This window comes from uncultured Polaribacter sp. (assembly GCF_947503875.1).
Classification (GTDB): domain Bacteria; phylum Bacteroidota; class Bacteroidia; order Flavobacteriales; family Flavobacteriaceae; genus Polaribacter.
On sequence record NZ_CANNFH010000001.1, the window covers coordinates 430782 to 452841 of the forward strand.

The window sequence follows — 22060 nt, forward strand, 5'->3', positions numbered from 1 at the left end:
TTGAATTTAAAACTTAGTAAACCTATTGTATTTTTCGATTTAGAAACTACAGGCGTAAACATTGCAACAGATAGAATTGTAGAAATTTCTATTTTAAAAGTTTTTCCTAACGGAAACAAAGAAAGTAAAACTTGGTTGGTAAATCCGGAAATTGAAATACCACAAGGCGCTACAGATGTGCATGGTATTACCAATGAAAAAGTGGTAACAGAACCAACTTTTAAAGAATTAGCACCAAAAGTTAGCGAAATGATTGCAGGTTGTGATTTGGCAGGTTTTAATTCTAATAGATTTGATATTCCTTTATTAGCAGAAGAATTAATGCGCACAGGAATAGACTTTGATATGAAAGATAGAAAAGCGATAGATGTGCAAGTAATTTTTCATAAAAAAGAACAAAGAACTTTAGGAGCTGGCTATCAATTTTATTGTGGTAAAGAGTTGGAAGGTGCACATGGCGCAGAAGCAGATACCAATGCAACTTATGAAATTTTGTTAGCTCAAGTAGATAAATACGACGATATTGGTAATTCAGTAGATACGTTAAGTGAGTTTTCAACACATGGCGTAAGAGCAGATTTTGCAGGTTTTATTTTAATGAATGACGAAAATCAGGAAATATTTTCTTTTGGAAAATACAAAGGGAGAACTGTAGAGGAAGTTTTTATAGAAAACCCAGGTTATAATAATTGGATACAAAATGCAGATTTTCCTTTATATACAAAAAAGGTTTTAAGAGAAATTAAAGAAAGAATGAGCGCTCCAAAAGACACCATGAGCGATGAAGATAAATTGGCAGCTTTGCAGCAGAAGTTTAATTTACGCTAAGTTACAGGAGTATGTCATTTCGAAATGAGCCTTTTTAGGCGATTGAGAAATCTCATTATTTATTCAATCATGAAAAAGCTGTATTTTTTACTTTTAATAAGCGCAAACTTATCTGCACAAACTATAAATTTTTCTGGAAAGTTAGCAGATCAAGAAACAAAAAAACCAATTGTGTATGCAAATATTAGTTTTTTAGATTCTAATAAAGGCATATCTACTCTGGAAGATGGTACTTTTAATTTGAAAGTTGATAAAAAACTACTCTACAAAAAAATACATATTAGTTGTTTAAATTATAAAGACACTATTGTTTTAGCAAAAGAATTGCAAAATAAAACGTTGTTTTTAAAACCTAAAAACTTTCAGTTGGATGAGGTTTTGATTTCAAAGAGACTAGAAAAAGAATTAACTATAGATAAATATAAACGTAGAGATATAAAAAGTAGTTTTGGTGCAGTTAAAGGAAAACCTTGGATAGTAACAAAGTTTTTTAAGTTTGATGAAAAATATAAAGAAACCCCATTTTTAAAAGAAGTTATTGTTTATTTTGATGGTTTGTTATTTAGACACAAATCTAAATTTAGAGTAAGGCTTTTTAAAAAAGATACTATTAGTAATAAACCAAGTTTAGATTTAATAGCTAAAGATATTATTGTAAAAGCAAGAAAAATAGATGGTAAGGTAAAAATAGACATTTCAAAATTTGATTTAGAGTTTCCACAAGAAGGTTTTTTTATAGGTTTAGAGAGATTACATATACCTTATAATTTTCATGAATATACATACACAAAAGAAGGAGGGAAGAAAAAATTTAAAGCTATAGAAGTAGCGCCATCTTTTGGAGCAACTTATACAAAAGATTCAATACAAGTTTTTTCTAGTGGAAAATGGAGAAGCTTTTATTTTCCACAAAAATTTTATGAAGGCAACCAAATACAACCCGCAATTTCATTAACTTTATCAAATTAAACAATTACCCAAAACAACAACAACATGTTTACCCAATATAAAAATTTACCAGATAATTCGCGTGTGTGGATTTATCAAGCAGATAGACCATTTACTGCTAAGGAAACTGAATTTATTACGACGAAAGCTGTAGACTTTATCAATCAATGGACACGACATGGAGATGATTTAAAAGGATCTTTTACTATAAAATACAATCAGTTTTTAATTTTAGCTGTAGATGAAAGTTTTAATAATGTTTCTGGTTGTTCTATAGATAGCTCTGTGCGTTTTATGCAAGAATTAGAAAAAGAATTGCAGGTAGATTTAATGAATAAAATGAATGTTACTTTTAAAGACAATAACAATATTAATTTAGTAAAATTATCTGATTTTCAAGAATTTGCAAAAACACAAAAAATTACTGCACAAACAGTTGTTTTTAATAATATGGTAAATACCAAATTAGATTTAGAAAACAATTGGGAAGTTACTGCAGATAAAAGTTGGCACAAACGCTTTTTGGTATAAAAGTTGATTTTGATGAAGTAACACAGCTCACAAACAAGTTGCGCTAAGGATTGAAATGGCATCCTTTTTTCTTAAAACCTGAATTTTTATTCAGGTTTTAAGAAAAAAGATATAATGGAAAGCCTGTTAAAGCGCCCACAAAATATTCCGAAAAAATTATAATGAAAAAGAAAGTACTCACCCTTTTATTAATTGCATTTAGTGTGTTATCATGGGCACAAAGGCCAGACCCTTTAAGAACAACAGATTTTGAAAAACAAGATGTTTGGGTAGATTCTATTTTGCAAAACATGTCTGTTGATGAAAAAATAGGACAGCTTTTTATGGTGCAAGCTTATTCTAATTCAGATAAAAAACACGAAGACTTTATTACAGAATTAATTGCCAAATACAAAATTGGTGGCTTAATTTTTATGCAAGGGACACCAGAAAAACAAGCCATTTTAAACAATAAATACCAAGATACTACCAAATTGCCATTGTTAATTGGTTTTGATGGGGAATGGGGTTTAGATATGCGTTTGAAAAACACGTATCGTTTTCCTTGGAATATGACTATTGGCGCCATTAGAGATAATAATTTGGTAACCCAATTTGGGCAGCATTTAGGGCAACATGCAAAAAGAATGGGTATTCATATTAATTTTGCACCAGTTATAGATGTTAATGTGAATCCAGAAAACCCAATTATTGGGAATCGTTCTTTTGGAGAAAGTAAAGAAAACGTTACCGAAAAAGCAATGGCTTTTATAAAAGGGATGCAAAGTGAAGGTGTTTTGGCCAATGGAAAACATTTTCCTGGTCATGGAGATACTGCTTCAGATTCTCACCATACGTTGCCTGTTATAAATTTTACAGCATCGCGTTTAGATTCTATAGAATTGTACCCGTACAAAAAAACGTTTGATGTGGGGTTAGCCAGTGTTATGACTGCCCATTTAAGCATACCAAGTTTAGAGCCACAAAATAATTTGCCAACATCTTTATCTAAAAACGTAGTAACTAATTTATTGCAAGAGAAATTAGGCTTTCAGGGTTTAATAATTACAGATGGTTTAAACATGAAAGGAGCTGCAAACTATGCAACTTCTGCAGAAATTAACATCGCTGCAATACAAGCGGGTAATGATGTTTTGTTGATTCCACAAGACGTGGCAGCTTCTATTGAATTGATTAAAAAAGCTTTAGAAACCGGCACAATTACAGAGGAAAGAATCAATTTTTCTGTTAGAAAAATATTAAAAGCAAAATATTGGGCAGGTTTACACAACTACAAACCTGTGAAGCTAGAAAATTTACAAGAAGATTTAAATAGAGAAAAAGACGATTTATTGCATAGGAAATTGGTGAAAAGTTCCATTACACTTTTAAAAGACACGCAACAAAATATTCCTTTAAGAAATTTAGAAAAGCAAAACATAGCTTATGTAAAAATCGGTGATGCCAATAATACACATTTTGTAAAAATGCTTAAAAACTATGCAAAAGTTACAGTAGTGGCAGATAAAAATTTAGATGGTTTAATTAAAAAGTTAAAGCCTTTTAATTATGTAATTGTGGGTTTTCATAAATCTAATGCTAACCCTTGGAAAAGCTATAAGTTTACCAATAAAGAATTGGTTTGGTTGCAAGAGATTGCTAGGCAAAAAACAGTGGTTTTAGATGTATTTACAAGTCCTTATAGTTTATTGCAATTAAAAAGTTTTACCAATATAGAAAGTGTTTTGGTGTCTTATCAAAACAGTAAAATAGCACAAGAAATAAGTGCACAAGTATTATTTGGTGCCCTAGAAGCCAAAGGTAAATTACCGGTTTCTATTGGTAGTTTTTTTAATGAAGGTACAGGTTTAATAACTAATAAATTAAGTAGGTTAGCCTATACTATACCTGCAGCTGCTGGTTTAAATGCCCAAAAATTAGCCATTATAGATAAAATGGCAGATACTATTATAAAACAAAAAATGGCACCTGGTTTTCAGATTTTTGTAGCCAGAAATGGTAAGGTTGTTTTAAACAAAAGTTATGGTTATCATACATTTGATAAAAAAAGACCTGTAAAAAATACAGATATTTACGATTTAGCATCGCTCACCAAAATTTTAGCTTCTTTACCTTTGTTAATGAAAGCGGAAGAAGAAGAAAAAATACCATTAAATGCGGCTTTAAAAGAGGTTTTGCCAAGTTTTGCGAAATCTAATAAAGCCAATGTTACTGTACAAGAAATACTATCACACTATGGGCAATTAAAAGCATGGATTCCTTTTTATATAAGTACGCAAGACAGCATAACAGGTGAAAATTCAACAACTTTTTATCGCACAAAAAAATCAAATGCGTTTAGAGTAGAGGTTGCAAAAAATTTATACATAAAACATGCTTATAAAGACAGTATTTATAAGTACATAAAAGATGCAGACCAAAGAAATAGAAAAGGTTATACATATAGCGATTTAGGGTATTATATTTTTAAGGAAGCCTTAGAACAGAAGTATGATAAACCTTTAGAAAAGTTGGTAGAAGATAATTTTTACAGTTCTTTAGGAGCCAATAGAACTACCTATTTGCCATTAAAAAAGTTTGCAAAAAGAGAAATTGTACCTACAGAAAAGGACACCTATTACAGAAATCAATTATTACAAGGTTACGTGCATGATATGGGTGCAGCAATGTTAGGTGGTGTTGGTGGCCACGCAGGTTTATTTGCAAATGCTAATGATGTTGGTAAAATAATGCAAATGTATTTACAGAAAGGTTTTTATGGCGGTAAACGTTATTTAAAAGCTACAACTATAGATAAATTTAACCACAGATATTACGAAAGTAATAAGGTTAGAAGAGGTTTGGGCTTTGATAAACCACAATTAAACGAACGTGTAAAAGCAACTTGTGGTTGCGTTTCTAATGAGAGTTTTGGGCATTCTGGTTTTACAGGCACATACACTTGGGCAGATCCTGCAACTGGTCTAGTTTACGTGTTTTTATCTAACAGAGTTTATCCAACCATGGAAAACCGCGGATTGGTAACAAGCAATATGCGCACAAAAATACAGCAAGTAATACAAGACGCTATTGTAAATTAGACTTTTTACGAGAACCTATTTCCAGCTTTCGGCACTCGCTTTGCGCAGAAAAAGCGCAAGAGCTCAAACAAAGCCTCTATCTGGGGTAAACTTGTTTGCCAGCTAACGGTATTAATTAATATGAGTGCTATTTAAAAAACACGGTTTGTTAGTCAGTTATTATTTATAATATTTCTGCCTAATGTCATTTCAACTTTACGAAGAAATCTCAAATTAAATACTAGATTTTTCTTCTATACTTTCCTACATTCTAAATGACAAGCGCTAAATTTTCAAGATTATAAGAAATACAAATTGCAATAGTTATATTTAATTCGCTTTAATTATTGCTTTCTGTATTTGTAGGAGCCAATTTTACATAACACCATAGCAATAGCACAGAAACTAATAAATAAATCAACCCAATTGTAGTACCAAAGAACAGGTTTACAATTACACTTTGTAAAACTAAGAATATTGGAAAATTAAATGCATTTAGCGCAAACCTAAAGGTGTCTATAAATTCCAATTCGTCTATTTTTTTTGATGCCATTCGCCAAATTAACAAGGGTACAAAACAATTGATTCTAATTAAAAAAAGAAGCCATTTAAAATTATTTTGTTGAGGTGCTTTTTCTTCAGGAAATTCATTTTTTTCTATAAAACCATTTACTTTTTTTACATCTGTAAAATCTACATGCCCTTTGTTTAATTTTTTTAAGGTAATTTTATAGTCGTCATTAAACGGAATATGAACACTTAATTGTTTTAGCTGATAACTCACTTCATTTTTAAGTTTTACAGTAGCAGTTGTTAATTCATCTTTTGCTAAAAAAGAATTTGCATTTATCGGTTTTCCAAAATTTATAGCAACTTTAGCAGGATATTTAGATGCTTGTTGGTAGGTAATTCCTACAGGAATTATACTAATATTAATTTCAGGATATTTTTCAATTGCACCAAAAACTATGCGTGTAAAGCCCTTGCTTAAAACTCTAACAGTTCTCCTCTTGTCATGACTACCTTCTGGAAAAATCATTAAAGTTTCTCCTTTCTTAAAAATAGTAAAACAGTCCTCAAAAATAGCTTGATTTTTACCTAAGTTGCTTACACCATCTCTAATTCTGTAAATGGGCATTAGATTTAGTGTGCTTAAAAACCATTTTACACTTGGTTTCTTAAAAATAGCAGCTCTCACTAAAAAATGATTTACTCTAGGAATATTTGTAGTTGCTAAAAGAGGATCTATCAATCCATTTGGATGATTTATTGCAAATAAAACGGCTCCTTTTTTAGGTATATTTTCTTTACCAGAAACAACTATTTTTTTGGTGTAAAAAAATAGGCTAGTTTTTAGAAAAAGTTTAAATAAATAATACCAAAGCGTTTTCAAATTTTAAAATATTTTAATTTGTATTATTTGTTGTAGCCATTTCTTTTTTAGATTTTCTGCCCCAATAACTCGCTAAAAGTAATCCTGAAAAAATATCCCAAATACCCCAAAACGCAGCCAATAAAGCCATGCCTCCCAAACCATTAAAAAAGCCAAAAATTAGTAACAAACCTAAACCACCATTTTGTATACCAGTTTCCATGGCTATTGTTTTGGTGTCTTTAGTATTTAACTTAAAACTTTTAGCCGTATAATAACCAAGTATAAAGGCAAAAATATTGTGAAAAATCACCAAAAACACCACATGATGAATGTGATTTAAAAACACATCTAAGTTGTTAGAAAATGCAATAATTATTAAAACAATAAACACTAGCATAGAGAGTGGTTTTAAAACTTTTTCTAATTTAGCTGCTAATTTGGTGTTGTAGTGTTTTAAGAGCATCCCCAAAAACAAAGGAATACCTAAAATAAGAATAACTAATTTTAATAAGGCTACCCAATCTAAAGCAACTGTTTTAAGTATAGCATCTGTAGGTGGGTACAAACTGCCCCAAAACTTTAAATTAAAGGGTGTCATAAAAATACAAATTACAGTAGCAAAAGCGGTAAGACTTACAGAAAGCGCTGCGTTACCACCTGCCATTTTACTAAAAAAGTTAGACACATTACCACCAGGACAAGCAGCAATCATAAGCATACCTAAAGCAAAACTAGGATGTGGTTGCACAATTAAAATTCCTAAAAAAGTAAATAAGGGCAATAAAAAAAACTGCGATAAAACGCCAACAAAAAGAATTTTAGGATTTTTAAAAAGACGTTTAAAATCCTTGATTGTAATACCCAAGGCAACCCCAAACATTATAACACCAATTGCAATGTTTAGTACCCAAAGACCACTTTCATCAAAGTTGATTTGAATATCGTCTATTTGTATGGGATTTTGCATTTTTTTTGGTTTAAGGTTTTTTTTAGTTTTAAAGTTATAAAGTTATAAAGTTATAAAGTTATAAAGTTGTAATGTTAAAAATGTTTAGAAGTTTATTTGTTTATGGTTTTAAAAGGGGATTATTATTTTTTTTTTGACTAAAAGCTAAAAGCTAAAAGCTAAAAGCTAAAAGCTAAAAACCAAAAACTAATTCTTAAAAGCAAACTCAATAATATTGGCGCCCATTTTTAAGGCTTTTTCTCTTACCTTTTCTGGGTTATTGTGTATTACTGCATCTTCCCAGCCGTCACTTAAATCGGTTTCATAATCGTAAAAAACAACTAATCTCCCTTCATAAAATATTCCAAAACCTTGTGCGGATTTTTTATCGTGTTCGTGTATTTTAGGAATTCCGTTTGGAAATTTAAAAGTCTGATTGTAAATTGGATGATTGCTAGGAATTTCTTGAAACTCTAATTTTGGAAATACTTTTTGTATTTCTTTTCTTATAAATTTATCCAATCCATAATTATCAGAAATATGTAAAAATCCACCAGAAATTAAATAATTTCTAAGATTTTCAGTTTCATCATCAGAAAAAAATACATTTCCATGGCCTGTCATAAAAACAATAGGGAAATTATAAATGTCTTCACTAGAAACAGCTACCGTTTGCGGGTTCTTAGAAATATTGGTTTTTATGGTATTATTTGTAAATTCAACTAAATTTGGTATTGCAGTAGGGTTGCTGTACCAATCTCCACCACCATTGTATTTTAGGATAGCAACATCTTGAGCATTCAAAAAATAAGAAGAGAAAAGAAATAAAAATACAGCTAATTTTTTCATTTAAAGTAATCTAATTGCACAAGCAAGATAAGAAAAGCTATTGATTTACAAAAGAAACAATGTTTACAGCAACCAAACCTGCAGTTTCTGTTCTTAATCTGCTTTCGCCCAAAGAAATAGGTGTTAAATTAAGAGACAAAGCTTTTTCTATTTCTTTAGTAGAAAAATCTCCTTCTGGCCCAATAAGAATGGTTGTTTTTTCTTTGGGTTTTACAATGGCTTTTAGCGGATTTTTAATTTGATCTTCACAATGTGCAATGCAAATTTGTCCTTCAAAATCTTGATTTAGAAACTCGTTAAATTTTATAGGTGCATTTAATTTTGGTAACGTAAATTTTAATGACTGTTTCATAGCAGATTGAATGATTTTTTCAAATCGTTCTAGTTTTACAACTCTACGTTCAGAGTTTACGCAAATAATAGGTGTAATTTCATCTATACCTATTTCTGTTGCTTTCTCTAAAAACCATTCTAACCTGTCGTTATTTTTAGTAGGCGCAATAGCAATGTGTAAATAGTAATTCCAAGGTTTTGGCTTTTCTTCAACCTTAATAATATTTGCAGCACACCTTTTATCGTTTGCAAAACTAATTTCAGCAGCAAACAAAAAACCTTTTCCGTTTGTAATTTTTAGAATATCGCCTTCTTTTTTGCGCAAAACGCGCACAATGTGTTTGCTTTCAATCTTATCAAAAGTAATTTGTTGTGTTTCTTTAGAAAGTTCTGAGTTGTAAAAAAGTTGCACTAGAAATTTAAAGTTTAGAGTTTAGAATTCAAAGTTAGGGATTAATATTGTTTTTTCTGATTTAGTTTTTAAAGTTATAAAGTTATAAAGTTATAAAGTTATAAAGTTTGAAAGGTGAAAGGTTTCGAAGGTGAGATTTCTCCATAAAGTCGAAATGGCATTTGTTAGAAATTTTTAATTTCCACTAAAAACTAAAAACTAAAAACTAAAAACTAAATATTCTTTCTATAAGTTCTTCTCCTTTTATGCGTTTCTGGTTTAAAATTTTCCCACAGTTTTTTTATAGCTTCATTGTCTTCCAATTCTGGAGTTCTAATACAATTTTCTATTCCTAATGGTGTAAAAGTTTTGGTGTATTGGTCAAAAATTATGGCAGTAACTCCTTTGTTTTGGTGTGCTGGATCTACACCAATTAAGTAAAAAGTAACGTCTTTGGCATTTTTTCTAGCGCTTAATAAATGGAATAATCCAAAAGGAAATAATTTACCTTTTGCTTTTTGCAAGGCTTCAGAAAAAGAAGGCATTACAATGGCAAAAGCAACTAACTTATTGTTTTTATCAACAACAAATTTTATGTATTCTGGATTGATAAAAGAAATGTATTTTTTCTTAAAAAAAGCAATCTGAGCATCAGAAATTGGTACGTATGTAGATAGTTTTGAGTAACTTTTGTCAAAGACTTTAAACATTTCATCTACATAAGGTAAAATATCTTTGGTTTTGGTAAAATCTAAAGGTGTTAGCTCAAAACGTTTTTGTATTATTTTACTAATTCTATTAAAATAAACAGCATCTACATTTTTAAATTTGAACTTGTTTTCTAAATATTCTTTCTCTTTTACAAAACCCAATTGTTCTAAATGCTCTTTGTAATATGGATGATTGTACCAAGTAATCATTGTGCCTATATGATTAAAGCCATCAACCAAAACACCGGTTTTGTCTAAATTATTAAAACCAACAGGTCCTTCTATATATTCTAAATTATTTTTTAAACCAATTTCTTTTACTTTCTCTAAAAGTATTTTGGTAACTTCTATATCATCAATAACATCAAACCAACCAAAACGCATTTTTTTAATTTGTTGTTTTTCAACTTCAAACCAATTTATTATTGCTACAATTCTACCTACTATTTTACCATCTTTTATAGCTACAAAAAATTGGGCTTCTGCGTTTTCAAAAACTGGGTTTTTCTTCGGATTAAAATTAGCTACTTCATCTTTAATAATAGGAGGTACCCAGTATTTGTTGTTTTTGTATAGCGAAAAAGGAAATGTAACAAACTGTTTCATTTCCTTTTCTGTAGTTATTTTTTTAAGTGCAATCATTTTTAGAAAAAAGCTTAATTGTTGTTTTTTTTCTTCTTTTTCTTCGACTTCTTTTCATCTTTTTTCATTTCTTCTTCTAGCTCTTTTATCTCACGTTCTAATTTTTCAATTTCGGTTTCTTCTTTTTTTATTTTTTTAGATTTCTTGGTCTTTGGTTTTTTCTTATTCTTAAATAATCCTAAAAAGCTACCATTACTTTTTTTCGTTTTACGAGTTCTACTTCTAGTTGGTCTTGTTCTATTTTTACTTTTCTTTTTAAATAAATTTAAAAAACGATTAAAAAAGTTGTTTTGTTTTCTATTGTAACGTGAAATTGGTGTGTCTTTTAGTTTGCTGCCATTATCATTTAAATTTACGAAAGAATCTTTGTGATTATCAATTCTATAGGAAACACCTATACCTGCATAAAAACCTTGTGCTTGGCCTTCAAACAACATTCTACCAGAGGCATTCAATTGCAAGTCTTTATTATATAAATAGGCAAGGCCAAGACCTAAGTTGGTATTGGTTTGAGTTTGCTGATAGACGGTTTGATTCTCAAAAAAATAAGACCAAGCATTGTTAAAGTTTCTTGTAGCTGTAATTATGTAAGAAAACTCAGAAAGTGTTGTACCTATGTTATCATAAAAAACATTGGTTATAATATTAAAATCATTGGTTAAATTATGTTGTAATAAAAGACCAACTTTTGGAGTTATTTGCCCTGTTTGATGAATTTCATTTACAACATCTGTATTTATGCCTACATAAATTCCTACAGAAGGTATTAATCTTTTTTTATCAAAGGCATTTCTTCTTTTCCAACTTTTTATTTCTTTGGATTTGTCTTCATATTTAGGTTCAAAAACTAAATATTTAGCACCTAAAGTCATTCTACTAAAACCAGTAGTAAAGTAATCTGAAACAAAAATATTTTTAAAAGCTACTCTATCTCTTTGCAACGTAAATTGTGCATTTAATTCTAGTTTTTCTAGAAAAAAACTGGTTCTAAAAAGTACATCTGCACCAAAAGATTGTGGTCGAGAAAAAGTAGGTTCTACACTTATATCTCTAAAAAAGATATTACTTTCAAATTGATAAACACCAGTTCCTACGCTGTATGGACTTTCAGAAAAACCAGGTTTGTTGGAGTTTATTACTTCTGTATATTGCCCAAATACTAAATTGCTTTGTACGAGTAAAAACAATACAAAAAACGCTTTTTTTAAGAGATGCATAAATACAGATTAATTTTTTACTTAGGTATAAACAAACATAGAACAAAAAAGCAACTTTTTAAAGGCAAACCCTACTTTTTTAGGTTTAAGAAAGTTTTATAGAAAGTAAACGCAACAATTGTTTTCAAATTGTTATTTTTGATTTATTTTTTAAAACAAAATATGTTGGCAGGAGTATTAAAAACCATCTTTTGGATCTTAATTATTTATTATGGCTTTAAGTTTTTAGCAAGGCTTTTTGCACCCTTTTTAATTAAAAAAGCGGCAGAAACCATGCAGAAAAAAGCATCACAACAATTTGGTGGTCAAAATAAGCAAAGTAATAAAGCAGATGTTAGGGAAGGAGAAACCATTATAGATAAAAAACCAAGCCAAACACAGCAAAGTAAAAACTCTGTTGGAGAGTATGTAGATTTTGAGGAAATAGAGTAGCACCTAATCCTTCACCCAAAATAAATCAATCAAAACCAAAATACCAAGTGAAAATTTCTAAAATACTGCCTTATGTATTTGCCCTACTTATTTTTGTACTGGCATCTCTAATTTACTTTCATCCCGTTTTAAAAGGACAAAAATTAAATCAATCAGACATTACCCAATTTAGGGGAATGGTAAAAGATATGAATGATTTTAGAGCAGAAAATAACATAGAACCTTATTGGACAGGAGCCTCTTTTAGTGGAATGCCATCTTACGCTATAAGTGCATATTATCCAAACGATTTTGTACGAGGTTTAGACAAATTATTACGCTTTTTACCTAGACCAGCAGATTATACGTTTTTATATTTTTTAAGTTTTTTCGTTTTAATGTTAGCTTTAAAAGTAGAGTATAGGTTGGCTATTTTAGGTGCTTTAGGTTTTGGTTTTTCTACGTATTTAATAATTATTTTTGGCGCTGGCCATAATGCAAAAGCACATGCAATTGCATATATGCCTTTGGTTTTAGCAGGTGTCTTATGGATTTTTAGAAAAAAATACGTGCTTGGTTTTCTAGTTACTGGCCTAGCAATGGCATTAGAAATATATGCAAACCACATACAAATGACTTATTATTTAGGTTTTTGTTTGCTTATTTTAGGTATTGTAGAAGGTGTAAACGCCATAAAAGAAAAAACTTTACCAAGTTTTATAAAGCAAACAGCGGTTATAATTGCTGCTGTACTTTTGGGTATTGGTGCAAATGCGCCGCGTATTTTGGCAATGCAAGAATATTCTGAAGTAAGTACCAGAGGAAAATCTGAACTTACCATTAATGTAGATGGTTCTAAAAAAGAAGCTACTAAAGGTTTAGATAAGGCTTATATTACTCAATACAGTTATGCGAAACTAGAAACTTTTAATCTATTAATCCCAAGATTCATGGGAGGTGGCACAGTAGAATCTTTAGGAGAAAACTCTAATTTTTATCAATTTATAGAGGCAAAAGCAGGTAAAAAAGTAGCTAAAGAATATTCAGAACAAGTGTTAACCTATTGGGGAGACCAACCCATAGTAGAAGCGCCAGCATACATTGGTGCAGTACTTTTCTTTCTATTTTTCTTAGGCATATTTTTAGTAAAAGGAAGATTAAAACAATGGTTAGTTGCTGCCACTATTTTTTCTATTGTGTTAAGTTGGGGTAGAAATTTTGAAATAGTAACCAACTTTTTTATCAATTATGTACCACTTTATAACAAATTTAGAGCAGTATCTTCTATACAAGTAATTGCAGAATTATGCGTACCTATTTTGGCCGTTTTAGGTTTAAAAGCCTTCTTCTCTAAAGAGTTAACTCAGAAAGAAAAATTAAATGGTTTAAAGAAAGCTGTAATTTGTTTTGCAGGTTTGGTAGTTGTTGGTTTCATGTTTGCGCATGTTTTTGGCACTTTTGAAGGGTTAAGAGATGCACAGCAATACAAACAAATTCCTGGTTTTTTAGATGCTGTAATGGCAGATAGAAAAGCAATGTTATTAAAAGATAGCTTACGCGCTTTATTTTTAGTTTTAGTTGCGAGTGTTTTATTATGGTTGTTTATAAAAGAAAAAGCAAAACAAGTACTTGTAATTTTAGGTATTCTAGCAGTAGTTCTTTTCGATTTAATTTCTGTAAATAAAAGATACGTAAATGCAGACGATTTTAAAGCATCTAAAAAAATTGAAAAACCGTTTATTGCCACAGAAGCTGATAAAAAAATATTAGAAGATAAAGGATATTACAGAGTTGCTAATTTTGCTATAGATGTTATGAATGATGGAAGCACTTCTTACTTTCATAATTCTATAGGTGGTTATCATGCAGCTAAATTAGGCAGGTATAATGAGTTGTTTGAGTATCAAATAGCAAATAATAATATGCCAATTTTAAATATGTTGAACACCAAATATTTAATTATTCCAAATGAAAAAGGCAAGCTAGAAGCGCAAAAGAATATAGAAGCAAATGGAAACGTTTGGTTTGTACAAAACTTAATTGGTGTAAATAACGCTAATGAAGAAATGCAGATGTTAGATTCTTTAGACACAAAATCTTCTGCGGTAATTTTGAATAGTGATTTTAATAAACTAGGTTTAAAGTTGCCAATTGAACGTGATAGTTTGGCTAGTATTACTTTAAAAGAATATCAATTAAATAAGTTGGTATATGCTTCTAATACAAACTCCGCACAATTTGCTGTTTTTTCTGAAATATTTTACAAAAATGGCTGGAATGCTTACATTAATGGCGAGTTACAGCCACATTTTAGAGTAAATTATGTACTAAGGGGAATGAAAATTCCAGCAGGTTCTAATGAAATTGTCTTTAAATTTGAGCCCAAAGTAATTGAAAATGGTAAAGTATTTTCATTAACATCTTACGCGTTACTTATTTTTGTTTCTGTAGGTTGGTTTTTTTACGATGAGAAAAAGAAGAAAAAACAAGCATGAAAATAGGAATGATTTTAGATGCTCCATTTCCCCCAGATCCTAGGGTAGAAAATGAGGCAGTTTCCTTGGTAAATCATGGTCATGAAGTTTTTTTATTCTGTTTAAAATATGCAGATGAAAAAACAACTGAAACAATTAATGGAATTCAAGTAAAAAGATATGCTTCTAATACTTTAGAATATAAACTGTCTGCCTTGGCATATACAGTGCCTTTCTATACTTTTTTAATGAAAAAAAAAATCAGAAAATTTATAGAAGAAACACAAATTGAAGCTTTGCATATTCATGATATTAGAATTGCGCAAGCCGTATTTAATGCGAATAAAAAATACAATTTACCAATTGTTTTAGATTTACATGATAATTTGCCTGAGGTAATGAAGCTTTATCCGCATTTGCAAAAGTTTCCTGGTAAGTATATCATTTCACCTGAAAGGTGGAAACAGAAAGAGAAAACTTTTATTGAAAAAGCTGATGCTGTAATTACAGTATCTCCAGAATTTTTAGAAAATTTAGCACATAGAATTCCGCAAGCAAAAAATAAGTTAGTTTTAGTACCTAATACTATTAGAAAGTCTTTTTTTACTGAATATACAAGAAAAGAATCCATTTTAAAAAAGTATAAAGACAATTTTGTTATTTTGTACTTGGGAGATACCAATATTAGAAGAGGTTTACAAACTGCAATTGCAGCAATAGATAGCATTAAAGAAGATATACCCAATATAAAATTGGTTATTGTAGGTAAAAATAGCACAGACCATATCTTAAAAAAACAAGTGCAAGAGTTACAATTAAATCGTTTTGTAGATTTTGAAGGTTGGCAAGATGTAGGTTTATTTCCTTCTTATATTTTATCTAGTACCATTTGTATTTCTCCTTTACATAGAAATTTACAGCATGACGTTGCTTACGCCAATAAGATTTTTCAGTATATGAGTTTTGGTAAACCTTTATTGGTAAGTAACGCTACAGCTCAAAAAAACTTAGTAGAAACAAATAATACAGGTTTAGTGCATAAGGACAGAGATGTTACAGATTTTTCTAAAAAAGTGTTGCAGCTTTTTAAAGATGAGAGTCTTAGAAAACAGTTGGGTGAAAACGGAAAAGAATTTATAGAAAAAGAATTTTGTTGGGAACAAACTTCTAAAAAACTATTGCATTTATACGATAATTTAAAATCTTGAAAGTATTAATAATTACATATTACTGGCCTCCTGCAGGCGGTTCTGGCGTACAGCGTTGGTTAAAATTTGTAAAATATTTACAAGATTTTGGTATTGAGCCAATAATTTATACGGTAGCAAATGCCAATTATCCTAAAGAAGACGTTTCACTAATAAAAGAAATACCCAAAAATGTAACTATTTTAAAGCAACCCATTTGGGAACCAACAGATCTTTTCTTTTGGAAAAAAAAGAGCGCAAACAAAAAGGGGATTGCTAATGTTAGTAAAGGTGGATTTTTATCTTTTATACGTGGTAATTTTTTTGTGCCAGATCCTAAAGTTTTTTGGGTTAACAAATCTGTAAACTATTTAGAAAACTATATTTCTAAAAATACAATAGATTTAATAATCTCTACAGGACCGCCTCATAGCATGCATTTAATTGCACAAAAATTAAAGAATAAAACGGGTTTAAAGTGGATGGTAGATTTTAGAGATCCTTGGAGTAACTTGTATTACAATAACGATTTTAAACAACTTTCTTTTGCAAAAAAAAAGAATTTTAAATTTGAAAAAAGTGTTTTGCAAGAAGCAGATTGTGTTTTAACGGTAAGCAACCATTTAAAACAAGGGTTTGTAAAGTTTGCTAAAAACGTAAAAGTAGTTACTAATGGTTTTGATGATGAAAATTCTGATAACTTAAAAACAGCATTAGATATTAAATTTTCTATTTCCTATATTGGGTTGTTGCCAAAGCAAAGTAATCCAAAACTTTTATTTAAAGTTTTAAGAGAAATGTCCAAAGAAAATTTAGACTTTAAAAAAGATTTAGCACTTAATTTTATTGGCGATATTTCTGAAGAAATAAAAACGGAAATTAACTTAAATAATTTAGAGGAGCAGAGCTCTTTTAAAGGTTATGTTTCGCATAAAAAGGCGATAGCTTTTCAAAATAAAAGTCAGGTTTTATTGTTATTGATACCTAATGTGCCCAATAATAAAGGAATTTTAACAGGAAAGTTATTTGAGTATTTAAAAGCAAAAAGACCTATTTTAGCCATAGGTCCAGAAAATGGAGATTTGGCTGCTGTTTTAAAAGATACAAATGCTGGTACTGTTATAGATTTTAAAGATCATCAAAAAATGAAAGAAGAAATTTTAAGATTATACACGCTATTTAAAGCAAATAAATTAAAATTAGATTCTAAAAATATCCAAAGATATCATAGAAAAGCGCTAACAGAACAGTTGGCTTTTATCATAAAAAACGTATAAAAAGATGGGTATTGTTTTAAAACAATCTTTTAGAAATACAATAATTATTTATGGAGCTTTTTTAATTGGCGGTATAAATACTATTGTGTTTTACCCTAGAATTTTAGAATCAGAATTTTACGGAATGGTAACGTTTCTTCTGTCTGCTTCTAATTTAATAATGCCTTTAACAGCTTTTGGTATTCAGTATACTATTGTAAAATTTTATTCTTCTTATCAAACAAAAGAGCAAAAAGATAAGTTTTTATCTTCCGTAATTTTTTTACCCATTTTTATTGCATTGCCCATTGGTTTTTTGTGGGATTATTTTCATGAATGTATTATGAGTCGTGTTACAGAAGAGAATCAGAACATAGAAAATTATACATTTTTTATCTATTTGATTGCTATTGCATGTGCTTATTTTGAGTTGTTTTATTCTTGGACAAAAGTACAATTGCAAACTGTTTTTGGTAATATTTTAAAAGAATTATGGAATAGAGTTGTAGTAATGCTGCTGTTATTAGCTGTTTTTTTTGATTTTATTACAAAGCCTGAGTTTATTTTCTATTTAACAATAGCCTATATTATCAGAGCTTTTGTAATGATGTTTTATGCGTTTAAAATGTATTTGCCTAAATTTTATTTTAGGTTGCCAACAAATTATTTGGAAATTTTAAAATACTCAGGTTACATTATTCTGGCAGGAAGTGCAGGTGCAATCTTATTAGATATAGATAAAATTATGATTCCTGGAAAAGACACTATAGAAAAAGCTGCTTATTATTCTGTGGCTGTTTTTATAGGTTCTTTTATTGAAGCTCCAAGCAGAGCAATGACTCAAATTTTACAACCTTTAACATCAAAATCTTTAAATGAGTTTAATACAAAAGAAGTAGAAAATTTATACAAAAAAAGTTCTATAAATTTACTTTTAGTAGGTGGTTTGTTTTTCTTACTTGTAAATTGTGGTGTAAGCGAACTTTTTAAATTAATGCCAGAAAAAGGCTATGCAGGTGGCGAATATGTGGTTTTAATGATTTCTTTAGCAAAGCTATATACTATGGTTTTAGGTAGTAATGGTGCTATAATTAATAATTCTAAATTTTATAGAGTAGCACTTCCTTTAGCTTTAGGAATGTCAGTTTCTGTATATTCTTTAAACAGAATATTCTATTTTAATTTAAATTTTGGTACAGATGGTTTAGCGCTTGCAACATTAATTACTATTGTTTTATTTAATACGATTAAACTATGGTTTGTGAACCAAAAATTTGCAATTACACCTTTTACTAGTAATTCATGGAAAATGGTGCTTATAATTATTATTTTATTTGGCACTTTTTATTTTTGGAATTTTTCTATACCTAATATTAAAATATTTAACTTTACTATTACTCCTATATTTAATATTGCTTTAAAAAGTATTTTAATTACAATAGCCTACGTTTATTTAGTTTTAAAATTTAAAATTTCACATGAAATTGATGTGTTGCTCCAAAAGTTTTACAAAAGACAGTCTAAATAGTCTGTAAACATGTGAAATAATAAAGCAAAACAAATTATTCTAGTTTTATTAAAAAACAATCCTAAAAAATAAAAAGCTATAGCTAGATAAGAATGTAACGGATGAAAGTTAATGCTACACCTATCCTCAACAAAAATGGGATTTGCTAGTAAATGATCTGCATCTACTAGCATAGATGCTAAAAAGATAAGGTAAGCTACTCTCCATTTTTTTTTATAAAAAAGTAAAGCAATGCCTAACGGCGCAATAAAATGCAAACTATAATGAATTAAAAAAGAAGGTTGCAACATTTTAAAACACAATATCCAAGTAATAGCTTAAAAAATTATTTCGTTAACAATTCTCCTCTTATCCTACTTAATTGTACGGGCGTAATATTTAATAATGAAGCAATGTGATATTGAGGTATTAGATCCTCAATTACAGGAATTTCTTGTAATAATTTTAAATAGCGTTCTGTAGCATTTAAAGCAGAGAGCCTGTATATTTTACTCTCTAATTCTAAAAAAGTATATTCTAGGATTTTATTGTACAAATTAGATATTGCTATGTCTGTTTCTGCTAATGCCTTAAATCCTCTGAAATTTAGAATGTATATTTCGCAATCTAATAAACAGCTAAACGTAAATTTTGAGGGCTTATCTAGTACAAGAGCTCCTAAAGAACCAATAAGCTTTTGTCCTACATAAATATTTCTTGTGAGTTCTTTTCCTTTACTATTAGTAAAGGAAGATCTTACAACTCCAGATTCTAAAATATAAATATGTTCTGGTCTTTCTTTTTCTCTACCTAGTATATCCCCTTTTTTACAAGAAACAGGATCTATTAAACTAAGTAATGAGTCTTTGGATAGTTGGGGTAGTTTTTGAAAGTTGTCTAAATACTCTATTAATGTTTGCATGATTTGGTTAGCTCTATATTTTACTTTGGGTAGTGTTGTGTAAAAATGCGAAAATACTTCATAATTTTATAAAAAACTAATACTATTAGGTCCCTCCATAAAAAGTAAGTCTAAAACGGATAAGTTTGGTATAAAACCGTACTTTTCATCAAACATTTGAGTATAAGGTTTGTAAAATCTAGCAGGCGTTTTTTTCGCATCTGCCAAATGCCTATAATCTTTAGAGAGACTACCTGTGGCATATGCCTTTGTTTTTACCACCTTATTTTCTAATTGCAAAGCATCTTTAATGTATAAAAAAGTATCTATATTTAAATCTTGCAAAAATTTATATTTTTTTTCAAAAATAGGGATTAAATCATCTACGTAAAATTCAAAGAAAGGCGAATTTCTATAAGCAGTTTTCAAGCTTTTAAAATGTTGATCTTGCCAATTTTGTGCATTTTCAATCAATGTGTCTTTCGTTTTTTTTCTAAACGAAGTTTTTGGGTGTTTTACAGGTATATTTAATAGCTGTCTCCCATTGGTGTTATAAATATAGCATCTATTTCTATAACTTTGTTTTTGAAAATTATCTTCCATTTCAAAAGCAACTTCTGTTGCTCTTATAATTTCTTGGTATTGTGCTATAGGAGAAAAATAAGTAGGTATAAATAGAGACATGACCTTTTATTTTTTTTATGCAATGATGCTTGTTTATTTTGCCTTTTTACGTTTAGCTTTAAAAAAGCTATAACCAATGTATAAAGCAATTAATATAAAAACAATATATCTGTAAGAAACAGGCTCTCCATCTCCACCAACTGTGGTAAACATTCTGTTCCAACGTATAGATTTTATTTTTTCACCAAAACTACTTGCATTAGCATCCCAGCTAAACCATATCATTACAGGTTTACCTAAAACATGATCAAAAGGTACATAACCCCAATAACGTGCGTCTAAAGAGTTGTGTCTATTATCTCCCATTAACCAGTAATAATCTTGTTTAAAGGTATAAGAATCTGCTTTTTCTCCATTAATGTAAATGTCTTCGCCAACAAAAGTTAAGTCGTTGTTTTCGTAATTCTTAATAATTTGCTCGTAATATGGTAAAGATTTTGCATCTAGTTTTACTGTAGCACCTGCTTTAGGTATATAAATAGGTCCAAAATTATCTTGACTCCAATTATTGCTTTCTATATGGGGAAAAATTGCATTATCTGCCGCATAATTTATTTTAGTAACAGAAAGTGTGTTTGGTTGTTTTCTTAAAAGAATAACTTCTTCTTCTGTTAAATTTATATTTATTTTATTGGCAACATTTTCCATTTTTAAACGGGTTGCTAGGTTTTGAGATACGCCGCCTGCAACTTCTGTAAATAAAGAATCAGCACCTATTTTTGTTAAATTTGCACCTTTTTTAAAAGCTTCTTGCACTCTAGAATCATTCCAATAATCGTTAGCAATTTTGTAAACGCCTGTTCTCTCTTTGTTTATTAAAAACTTAGGAAATGTATTTCTATCAATCGCTTTTTTAGCTGTGTAAGTATAGTAAAATTGAATTTTGGCTCTATAAGGCAGTTCGTTTTTCTTACCATTTATATAGACATAACCGTTTTTAATCTCTAAGGAATCTCCTGCAATACCCACGCAACGTTTTACGTAGTTGGTTTTTTTATCTACAGGCTTATAAGTGAATTTCCCAGAGGTATCGCCCCACATAGTTGCTAAAGAATCTGCAGGCCAATTAAAACAAACTATATCATTATTTTTTATGTTTTGCAAACCTGGTAACCTTGTATAGGGCAGCTGTGGCTTTTTAAGGTAAGATGCTGTTCCAGTAAATGGTAAAGAATCATGTACCATAGGTGCAGCAATTACTGTAGACGGTACTCTTGCACCGTAATGAAATTTACTTACAAATAAATAATCACCAATTAACAAAGATTTCTCTAAGGATGAAGTTGGTATGGTAAAAGGCTGCATAAAATAAGTATGCACTAAAGTTGCAGCAATAATTGCAAATGTTATAGAACTTACCCATTCACCTAATTCAGAGCGTGGTTTTAAACTTCTTTCGGCATTATATTTTGCATCTGTTTTATAGTTGATATAAAAAATGTACAAACCTAGAGTTACAATCACTAAAAATGAATCTAGTTTTTTGTAAAACCCAAATGTTCTTATGGTTTCAATCCAAATTACAGGAAACATTAAAAGATTTACTACAGGTATAAAAAGTAAAAAAATCCACCATTTTGGTCTATTGATAATTTGCATTAACACAACACCGTTGTAAATTGGTATGGCTGCTTCCCAAGCTTTTCTACCTGCTCTTACATACAATTTCCACGTTCCTAAAAAGTGAATTACTTGTATGAAAATAAAGAAAATAAACCATTCTGTAAAAGTCATAATATTTTGTTTTGATACTAATTTTATAAAAAAGTAAAATCTTATTGCTAGTTAGTAACTATAAGTTGAATTGTGTT

The 22060-nt window shown here is 29.6% G+C and carries 19 protein-coding genes; 9 read left to right on the forward strand and 10 right to left on the reverse strand.

What is annotated here, in order from left to right; translation table 11 throughout:
• From Q0684_RS01930 to Q0684_RS01945, 4 genes are all read left to right on the forward strand, one after another.
• Complete coding sequence (locus Q0684_RS01930) at nucleotides 1–828, forward strand: 3'-5' exonuclease (protein WP_299012340.1); 828 nt, start codon at nucleotides 1–3, stop codon at nucleotides 826–828.
• Between the two features lie 69 nt (nucleotides 829–897).
• A complete protein-coding gene (locus Q0684_RS01935) occupies nucleotides 898–1797 on the forward strand; it encodes a carboxypeptidase-like regulatory domain-containing protein (RefSeq protein ID WP_299012341.1) in 900 nt (299 codons plus the stop codon).
• Nucleotides 1798–1821: 24 nt separating this feature from the next.
• Nucleotides 1822–2307 carry an ABC transporter ATPase gene (locus tag Q0684_RS01940; protein WP_299012342.1) on the forward strand — a complete coding sequence of 162 codons (486 nt, stop codon included), beginning with the start codon at nucleotides 1822–1824 and terminating at the stop codon, nucleotides 2305–2307.
• A gap of 161 nt (nucleotides 2308–2468) precedes the next feature.
• On the forward strand, nucleotides 2469–5387 hold the full coding sequence (locus Q0684_RS01945; RefSeq protein ID WP_299012343.1) for a glycoside hydrolase family 3 N-terminal domain-containing protein: 2919 nt from the start codon (nucleotides 2469–2471) through the stop codon (nucleotides 5385–5387).
• A 319-nt stretch (nucleotides 5388–5706) separates the two neighbouring features.
• Here the strand turns inward: Q0684_RS01945 and Q0684_RS01950 are convergent, their stop codons facing one another.
• The 6 genes from Q0684_RS01950 to Q0684_RS01975 form a co-directional block, all read right to left on the reverse strand.
• Nucleotides 5707–6759: a lysophospholipid acyltransferase family protein gene (locus tag Q0684_RS01950; RefSeq protein ID WP_299012344.1), complete on the reverse strand. Its 1053-nt coding sequence runs from the start codon at nucleotides 6757–6759 to the stop codon at nucleotides 5707–5709.
• A gap of 13 nt (nucleotides 6760–6772) precedes the next feature.
• A complete protein-coding gene (locus Q0684_RS01955) occupies nucleotides 6773–7708 on the reverse strand; it encodes a bile acid:sodium symporter family protein (RefSeq protein ID WP_299012345.1) in 936 nt (311 codons plus the stop codon).
• Between the two features lie 186 nt (nucleotides 7709–7894).
• The gene (locus Q0684_RS01960; protein ID WP_299012346.1) at nucleotides 7895–8536 is read right to left on the reverse strand and encodes a DUF4159 domain-containing protein; all 642 of its coding nucleotides are present in this window, start codon (nucleotides 8534–8536) and stop codon (nucleotides 7895–7897) included.
• Between the two features lie 37 nt (nucleotides 8537–8573).
• A complete protein-coding gene (locus tag Q0684_RS01965; protein ID WP_299012347.1) occupies nucleotides 8574–9281 on the reverse strand; it encodes a 16S rRNA (uracil(1498)-N(3))-methyltransferase in 708 nt (235 codons plus the stop codon).
• A gap of 212 nt (nucleotides 9282–9493) precedes the next feature.
• The gene (locus Q0684_RS01970) at nucleotides 9494–10612 is read right to left on the reverse strand and encodes a GTP cyclohydrolase (protein WP_299012348.1); all 1119 of its coding nucleotides are present in this window, start codon (nucleotides 10610–10612) and stop codon (nucleotides 9494–9496) included.
• A 14-nt stretch (nucleotides 10613–10626) separates the two neighbouring features.
• On the reverse strand, nucleotides 10627–11829 hold the full coding sequence (locus tag Q0684_RS01975; RefSeq protein WP_299012349.1) for a transporter: 1203 nt from the start codon (nucleotides 11827–11829) through the stop codon (nucleotides 10627–10629).
• Between the two features lie 162 nt (nucleotides 11830–11991).
• Here Q0684_RS01975 and Q0684_RS01980 point away from each other — a divergent pair, with 162 nt between their 5' ends.
• From Q0684_RS01980 to Q0684_RS02000, 5 genes are read left to right on the forward strand one after another with little or no spacing between them, the layout of a single operon-like run.
• Nucleotides 11992–12261, forward strand: coding sequence for a DUF4834 family protein (locus Q0684_RS01980; protein ID WP_299012350.1), 270 nt, complete (start codon nucleotides 11992–11994; stop codon nucleotides 12259–12261).
• 47 nt (nucleotides 12262–12308) lie between these two features.
• Complete coding sequence (locus tag Q0684_RS01985; protein ID WP_299012351.1) at nucleotides 12309–14735, forward strand: YfhO family protein; 2427 nt, start codon at nucleotides 12309–12311, stop codon at nucleotides 14733–14735.
• The gene (locus Q0684_RS01990) at nucleotides 14732–15922 is read left to right on the forward strand and encodes a glycosyltransferase family 4 protein (RefSeq protein ID WP_299012352.1); all 1191 of its coding nucleotides are present in this window, start codon (nucleotides 14732–14734) and stop codon (nucleotides 15920–15922) included. The genes Q0684_RS01985 and Q0684_RS01990 overlap by 4 nt, the downstream gene beginning before the upstream one ends.
• A complete protein-coding gene (locus Q0684_RS01995) occupies nucleotides 15919–17178 on the forward strand; it encodes a glycosyltransferase family 4 protein (protein WP_299012353.1) in 1260 nt (419 codons plus the stop codon). The genes Q0684_RS01990 and Q0684_RS01995 overlap by 4 nt, the downstream gene beginning before the upstream one ends.
• A gap of 4 nt (nucleotides 17179–17182) precedes the next feature.
• Nucleotides 17183–18685 carry an oligosaccharide flippase family protein gene (locus Q0684_RS02000; RefSeq protein ID WP_299012354.1) on the forward strand — a complete coding sequence of 501 codons (1503 nt, stop codon included), beginning with the start codon at nucleotides 17183–17185 and terminating at the stop codon, nucleotides 18683–18685.
• On the opposite strand, the gene Q0684_RS02005 is transcribed toward Q0684_RS02000, so the two are convergent.
• From Q0684_RS02005 to lepB, 4 genes are all read right to left on the reverse strand, one after another.
• Nucleotides 18664–18975 carry a DUF6122 family protein gene (locus tag Q0684_RS02005; protein ID WP_299012355.1) on the reverse strand — a complete coding sequence of 104 codons (312 nt, stop codon included), beginning with the start codon at nucleotides 18973–18975 and terminating at the stop codon, nucleotides 18664–18666. The genes Q0684_RS02000 and Q0684_RS02005 overlap by 22 nt on opposite strands.
• A gap of 35 nt (nucleotides 18976–19010) precedes the next feature.
• Nucleotides 19011–19586 carry a Crp/Fnr family transcriptional regulator gene (locus Q0684_RS02010; protein ID WP_299012356.1) on the reverse strand — a complete coding sequence of 192 codons (576 nt, stop codon included), beginning with the start codon at nucleotides 19584–19586 and terminating at the stop codon, nucleotides 19011–19013.
• A gap of 66 nt (nucleotides 19587–19652) precedes the next feature.
• Nucleotides 19653–20249: a WbqC family protein gene (locus Q0684_RS02015; RefSeq protein ID WP_299012357.1), complete on the reverse strand. Its 597-nt coding sequence runs from the start codon at nucleotides 20247–20249 to the stop codon at nucleotides 19653–19655.
• A gap of 33 nt (nucleotides 20250–20282) precedes the next feature.
• A complete protein-coding gene (lepB, locus tag Q0684_RS02020; RefSeq protein WP_299012358.1) occupies nucleotides 20283–21983 on the reverse strand; it encodes a signal peptidase I in 1701 nt (566 codons plus the stop codon).
• Nucleotides 21984–22060: the final 77 nt, after the last annotated feature.